General features: G+C 47.6%; 7 protein-coding genes. All 7 read left to right on the top strand.

Annotated features, from left to right (window positions below; all coding sequences use genetic code 11):
* The first annotated feature begins 199 nt into the window (after window positions 1-199).
* The 7 genes from VIM87_RS19905 to VIM87_RS19875 all read left to right on the top strand — a co-directional run bounded on the left by VIM87_RS19905 (window position 200) and on the right by VIM87_RS19875 (window position 6,924).
* Window positions 200-1,003, top strand: coding sequence for an SDR family NAD(P)-dependent oxidoreductase (locus VIM87_RS19905; protein WP_331998696.1), 804 nt, complete (start codon window positions 200-202; stop codon window positions 1,001-1,003).
* Window positions 1,004-1,033: 30 nt separating this feature from the next.
* Entirely contained in the window at window positions 1,034-1,927 is an 894-nt protein-coding gene (locus tag VIM87_RS19900; RefSeq protein WP_331998695.1) for an SMP-30/gluconolactonase/LRE family protein, read from the top strand.
* A gap of 13 nt (window positions 1,928-1,940) precedes the next feature.
* Window positions 1,941-3,842: a hypothetical protein gene (locus VIM87_RS19895; protein WP_331998694.1), complete on the top strand. Its 1,902-nt coding sequence runs from the start codon at window positions 1,941-1,943 to the stop codon at window positions 3,840-3,842.
* An 89-nt stretch (window positions 3,843-3,931) separates the two neighbouring features.
* The gene (locus VIM87_RS19890; protein WP_331998693.1) at window positions 3,932-4,486 is read left to right on the top strand and encodes an RNA polymerase sigma factor; all 555 of its coding nucleotides are present in this window, start codon (window positions 3,932-3,934) and stop codon (window positions 4,484-4,486) included.
* Window positions 4,464-5,111 (top strand): hypothetical protein, encoded by a 648-nt coding sequence (locus tag VIM87_RS19885; protein WP_331998692.1) that lies wholly within the window; start codon window positions 4,464-4,466, stop codon window positions 5,109-5,111. Before VIM87_RS19890 ends, VIM87_RS19885 begins: the two co-directional genes overlap by 23 nt.
* Before the next feature lie 4 nt (window positions 5,112-5,115).
* Complete coding sequence (locus tag VIM87_RS19880) at window positions 5,116-6,216, top strand: hypothetical protein (protein ID WP_331998691.1); 1,101 nt, start codon at window positions 5,116-5,118, stop codon at window positions 6,214-6,216.
* Between the two features lie 84 nt (window positions 6,217-6,300).
* Complete coding sequence (locus tag VIM87_RS19875) at window positions 6,301-6,924, top strand: DUF6891 domain-containing protein (RefSeq protein ID WP_331998690.1); 624 nt, start codon at window positions 6,301-6,303, stop codon at window positions 6,922-6,924.
* Window positions 6,925-7,039: the final 115 nt, after the last annotated feature.

Genomic DNA, 7,039 nt, shown 5'->3' with positions numbered 1-7,039 from the left:
GCAGCTGGTAAAGGGTTATATTACACACGATAAAGTATTACATGCCATTGAGCTCTTTGGGAAAAAAATAGCCCCGGCCGTGCGGGAAGCGCTGGGTAAATAACAGCGCTGACGCAGTATGCCCGCTATATTGTCGCTATTACACCACCTGCGCCTGCACATTCTTACTTAAGTTTGTTTTCATCAAAAAACTACCCCCATGTTATTGCAAAACAAGAATGCAGTGATCTATGGCGCAGGCGGCTCATTAGGCGGCGCAATAGCAAAGGCGCTGGCTGCAGCAGGCGCACAGGTATTCCTCACCGGTCTTCACCTGGAAAATGTGCAGCAGCTTGCAAATGAGATCCGCGCAGCAGGCGGCCGCGCAGAAGCCGCTGTGGTGGATGCATTGGACGAAAAAGCTATTGAAGTGCATTTACAGCAGGTAAAGCAAAAAGCAGGTACGGTAGATATTTCCTATAACGCTATTGATTTAAAACCTAAACAGAATATTCCCCTGGTGGAAATGGAGCTGGCCGATTTTCTACGGCCGGTGAACATTGCTATGCACACGCAATTTCTTACCGCAACAGCCGCCGGCAGGATCATGATGGCACAGGGCTCCGGCGTTATTTTATCGCTTACCGCTACTCCCGCCGGTATTGGTTATCCGTTGGTAGGTGGTTTTGGACCGGCCTGCTGTGCCATGGAAAGTTTTTCCCGCGACCTGGCATCTGAGCTGGGCCCCCATGGGGTACGTGTGGTGAATATGCGCTCCGGCGGGTCTCCGGATTCCCGCGTTTTTGCAGAAGCCATTGCCAGCGTACCGGAAGCGCCGGAATTTTTAGTAAAAATGCAGGCCGACACGATGCTAAAAAAATTACCCCCCATGGCGCATATTGCCAATACCGCTGTATTCCTGGCCTCCGACCTGGCCGGCTCCATTACCGGTGTTACCATTGATATTACCTGCGGCACTACCAATGCCCTGAATTATAAAGTGGCTAACATTCCGCTGAAATAACATTTTTGTACTTTTTAGCTAACTTAGGGCATGCTTACACGTTATTATGCCCTGCTATTATTATGCCTGGCAACAGGCAGTTCCACTTTAGCCCAGGAAATACCGGTGGTGGCCCCCGGCGCCGCAGTAAAGGAAGTAGCCAAACAATTTGCGTTTACCGAAGGACCCGCGGTAAATAAACAGGGCGACATTTACTTTACCGATCAGCCGAATGATAAGATCTGGAAGTACGATGTAAATGGAAAGCTGTCATTATTCATGGACAAAACAGGCCGCTCCAATGGATTGTACTTTGATAAAAAAGGCAACATCATTTCCTGCGCCGATGAAAAAGATGAGCTGTGGTCTATTAGCCCATCAAAAAAAGTAACTGTGCTGTTAAGCGATTATGAAGGTAAATTGTTGAACGGCCCTAACGATCTGTGGATCGATCCCAAAGGCGGTATTTACTTCACCGATCCTTTTTACCCCCGCGATTACTGGACCCGCAAAACACCGGACATAAAAGAGCAAAAGGTATATTATTTGCCTAAAGGGAAGAAAGCCGCTGTGGTAGCAGCTGACGGCCTTGTGAAGCCTAACGGTATTGTAGGTACGCCCGACGGCAAATATTTATACGTAGCTGATATTGAAGCAGGCAAAACCTATAGGTACAGCATTAACCCGGACGGTTCTTTAACAGGCAAACAGCTGTTTGTATCCCAGGGCTCTGATGGTATGACGCTGGATAGTGAAGGGAATTTGTACATTACCGGCCAGGGCGTAACCATCTATGACAGCACCGGGAAAAAGCTGGGCAACATTCCCATCCCCGCTCACTGGACAGGCAACGTTTGTTTTGGCGGTAAAGACCGGAAAACATTATTCATCACCGCATCAGAAGCTATTTACACGCTGCAGATGCGTGTGAAAGGAGTAGAGTAAAATAAATTTCACATTGTTATCCCGCAGACATTTTTTAAAACAAAGCACGGGTCTATTAGGCGCATTGTATGCAGGTAATAGTTTAGCCCGGGCGCTGCCTTCATCTGTGAATGAAGATGAGCTTTCTGTGCTTTGCCGGCAGCTTACAGATACCTGGGGCAGCGCGCTGCTGAATATGCAGGTAAAAGACAAGGCCGATAAAAATTATAGCGCCATCATTTATCCGCCGGAAAATGCGGTGCATGGCCGCATGGGCGATACCATCTACCCCTTTTTGCACCTGGCCCATGTAACCAATAACAGTGATTATGTAGATGCAGCTATACTCCTGTACCGCTGGATGGAAAGCACCGTGAGCCAGCCGGACGGCTCCTGGTTAAACGAACCGGTAAAAGGCGCCTGGAAAGGTACTACCGTGTTCTCTGCCATCGCCCTGGGCGAAGCCTTAAAGCAGCACGGTACTTTGTTGGATAATAATTTCAAAAATGAGCTCAGCGCCCGTTTGAAAAAGAGCGGTGATTTCATCTGCAAAAATTTTAACATCGACTACGGCAATATTAATTACCCCATCTCTGCCACCTATGGTTTATCCCTGTTAGGCGAAATACTGGACGAGCCCCGTTTCCGGCGCCGTGGCCGCGAGCTGGCGCATAAAGCATTACGGTTTATAACTGCAAAAGATGGTTTCCTGACCGGCGAAGGCGGCCCTTATCACAAGCGCAGCGCCAAGGGATGTTTGTCGGTTGACCTGGGATATAATGTAGAAGAATCCCTGCCCTCGCTGGTGCTGTATGGGCTGCTCACAAAAGATAATGAAGTGCTGGATGCGGTAAGCCGCGCCCTGGAAACACATATGCAGTTCATGTTACCGGATGGTGGCTGGGATAACAGCTGGGGCACCCGCAATTACAAATGGACTTATTGGGGCAGCCGCACCTCCGATGGCTGCCAGCCGGCCTATGCGCTGATGGCCAACCGGAATCCGGCCTTTTACAAAGTAGCATTGCTGAATACACAGCTGTTAAAAGCCAATACGCATGATGGTGTTTTATACGGCGGCCCGCATTACCTGAGCCATGGCGTAAGCGCCAGTCTGCACCACACCTTTTGCCATCTTAAAGCGCTGGTGACTATACTGGATCATGGTGTGCCAACACCACCGGCAACTTTTGCCAAAGTAACGTTACCACGGGAGCAGACATATGGCAGCCGCTTTTTCAGCGATATACAAACCACCCTCATTTCACACGGTGCTTTCAGGGCTACTGTTACCGCCTACGACCGCAACTATAAAGATTTTAAAGGCGGCCATGCTTCCGGTGGCGCGCTTACCATGCTGTGGCATGAAAAAGCCGGGTTGATCTTCACAGCCAGTATGAATGAGTACCAGCTGTATGAAGCCGGTAATATGCAGGTGGATAAGGATCCTTTATCCATGCCTTTAACGCCGCGTATTGAGCTACAGGAAGGAGGGAGCACCTACCTGAACATCCATGACCTTACTGCTGGCATGAAAACCACACAGGAGCAGGATACCATCGTTATACATACCCGCTCTAAGCTGGTAAATAAAGATCAGCAGCAGCCTGCAGCAGGCGGGGTGAATTGCGAAGTGATCTACCGGTTCAGCAAAGACAAGGTAACCCTGCATTTTAAGCATGATGCAAAAGAAGAACGGCCGGTGAAGGTCATAGTGCCGGTTATTTCCCCATCTACAGAAAACTATGAAATTAAATTAGCGCATACGGTGGAGGTTCATAAACAGGAGGGAGTTGTGCGTGTTACTGCGGATAAAAAAATGATGCTGTTACCCATGACAGAGGAGCGGGTATTTAATTTTGTACCCGGCCTGGAAGCGCTGCCGTTTTGTGTGGAAGCCAATGAAACAAAGATAGAGCTGGGCTTTTTTGCCTGATTATACCCCATTAGCAAGATCTTTTTTGAGCAGGCAACCCTTTGCTTATAATCTGCATTTATACTTATATAACCACTTTACCAACAGGAATGGAGCTACCGGTACTTATCAAAGAAGCAAAACAGGGCAGCGCCGCTGCGCAGAAATGCATTTTTGATCAGCTGGCCGGTAAAATGTTAATGGTTTGCCGCCGCTATGTAAAGAACGAGGAGGATGCGGAGGAGCTGCTGCTGGATGGCTTTTACAAATTCTTTAAAGGACTGCCGGCGTTTAATTACCAGGGCGAAGCTGCTTTGTACACCTGGCTGAAGCGCATTATGATCAATGAATGCCTGATGTTCCTGCGGAAAAAACAAGCCTTTGTAATTGTGTCGGAAACCGTAGCAGAAACCATTCCGCTGGAAGAGGAAGCATTGAATAACTTATCAGCCACAGATATTTTTAACCTGATCGTACAGCTGCCGGCAGGCTACCGCACGGTTTTTAACCTGCATGCTATTGAAGGTATGAACCATGGAGAGATTGCCTCCCTGCTGGGTATTTCAGAAGGTACTTCCAAATCGCAGCTCAGTAAAGCAAGATCATTGTTACAGAAAATGTTGCTGCAAAAAAACATTACGTATGTCAAACGAAGCACACAATAAGGATTGGGTAAGCAGGCTGGATGGCTTAGACCATGCAGCAGGTGAAGCGGGCCTGGATAAGAACGCCGCGTGGGACAGGCTGCATACCCGCATGCAATCCAAACAGCGCAAAAGTAAAGCCGGGTGGTATTGGGCTGCAGCAGCCTGTTTACTGGCGGCCTGCTTAATACCAGCCTTGCTGACATATAAACAAAAGCATTCCGGGGTACACATTTCACCTGCTGTAACTTACCAGCATTTGGATACACCGGCAACATTGGTGATTTCACAAAAGGAAGCCCCTGTAAATGTGTTAAAGGAAAAGGATAAGCCGGTTGCTGCACAGCGGGAGCTTGCACCCATATTGCCGGCCCTTGTTCATCCGGTTAACACCACCAATATTACTGCCACTTTAAAGAAAGATACTTTACAAATAACCGATACCATGCTGGCAGCTGTTCCCGCAGCCGCTGCACCAAAGAAAATACGGGTAGTACATATTAACGAGCTGGGTGAGGCAACGGTGAATGAAGTCGTATACCCGGAGTATAAGCCATTTACCATAAGAGTTAATAGCCCGGCCGGTTTGGGCGATCAAACAATTGCAAATAATACACTTAACATTCATCTCTCTCCAAAAAATTAGCTAAATGAAAAAAATGATCTGTTTATCGATGCTGATCTGCAGCATCACGGGAGTGGTATGTGCGCAGGAGAAAAAAGCGGTAACCAATGAGGATAAGACCTTTGAGCTGCCGGCAGATAAAATAACCCGGCGCTTCTGGATCGAGCTGGATAAAGGTAATAAGATGCAGGTAGAGCTGGTAAGTATTAATGACCTGGAACAGGTTGGGAACCTGGATTCCCTGGTAAGAACATTCCTGCAGGACCTTTTGCCCTTAAAGGATTCATTGTCTGATGAGTTGTCCTATAAGCGGATCGATTATGTAGTAGATGCAGCAAAGGCAAAAAAGATCCGTATTTACAAGGGCCGGTCAAACAGCAACAGCTATCTTATTCAGCAGGGAGAGGTGGCTGCTTTAAAACTGGAGCAGGACACCATTCATTTTTTAGGAAGTGTTAAAAGCGACGGAAAGAGCGTGCATCCTTACCGGTTTAGCTTTTTTGTGAATAACTGGAATGAGCTGGCAGCCTATGCGGATGGCCGCTTGAATGATAAGCTGCATAGCCTTGAAACAAAGTATGATAGGGATTGGACGAGAGGAGAGGACGGACGGATGCACCTCACCAAAGATTATCTGATCTCTGCTAAGCAGAGCCGGGGATATTTATCCCGGCAGGGTGATGAGCTGCACCTGAATGCAGCGGTGGGCATCCAGAACTATAAGAATTATTTTGTTCCCTCTTTTAGCATAGGTACTGCTGTAATAGCGAGCTCCATCTTCCGTAATAAATTGATAAGACATGAATTTGGACTGTACTGGGAACCTAATTTTTTCTTTGGCAAGGATAGTGATGGCAAAGCCAGGGTGTACCGGAACGATTTTCTCACACTATTTTATGGACGGGGAGCTGCCGAACAGCCGGGTAAAAAGGCTGAGCTCAGCTTTACCTTTTCGCTGAGTTACCTGATCCACCGGGAAGGCGATTATATGGCGCCGCATACTTTTCGTATAGGCGCGGGGCGTATGTCGTTGTTTGAAGGCAGAACAAAGCTGGAACCGCTATTCTATTTTAATGATTTCTTTAAAAAGGTAACACCCGGCATAAGGCTGATCCAATATTTTTAATCAGACATAACAATATCTTGATCTGCCGCTCTTTGAATTTGATCCGGAAATTTGCGATTTTTACTTTGCGCTAAATAGCAGATTATGGATGAATTAAAAGAAGAGATCACGGACCAGGTACGTTCAATGATAGCAGGTGGGTTTTATGATGATGAGGAGATACAGGAGAATATCATGGACCTGTTCTATGACGAGGTGCTGGACGAAGCCTGGCTGAAAGAGGAGATCAGCCGCCAGTATACCGCCCGCTTAAAAGAGCAGGCGGCCTGGCCGCAGGAAACTGATTTTGACCGGCTGGCCCGCGTATTTGATCAGCTGAACAGCTCCGGCATTATTGCCCTGCACAATGCCGGCTATACCCGGCAGGACGGTGAAAGTGATTGCGGCCATATCTACAGCGAATTAAAAGCAGAAGGCATTAGCACCCGCGGGTTTTGCTTTTACCATGCCCAGGACCTGGAACGGGTAATAGAAGGCGATGAGCTGTATTTAGCCTTTGGATCTTTTGAAGCGGATAGCGCAGCTGTTGCTGCCATAGGGGAGGAGATCATTAAAGCATTGGCAGCCCATGGTTTTGAAAATAAATGGGATCATACTGCAGATACACGAATAGCTGTACCGGGCATAAAATGGCTGAAACGCTTTGGTAATGAGAATTGCAGTGAGGACAGGGCGGTGGAGTTGTTGAGTAATGGATCAATAGAATAAGCCCTGGGCCAATTTTTTCATTTTGTTCAAAGTATGCTATCGCAATTAGATCATCTATGGGATTATTCGATTTCCTTAAAAAAGGACCTGCCGGGGAGGAGCCAAATATAAACGA

Source organism: Chitinophaga sp. (assembly GCF_036569125.1).
GTDB lineage: Bacteria > Bacteroidota > Bacteroidia > Chitinophagales > Chitinophagaceae > Chitinophaga.
The sequence above is the reverse complement of the archived record's forward strand: the minus strand, read 5'-3'. Positions and strand labels throughout refer to the sequence as shown.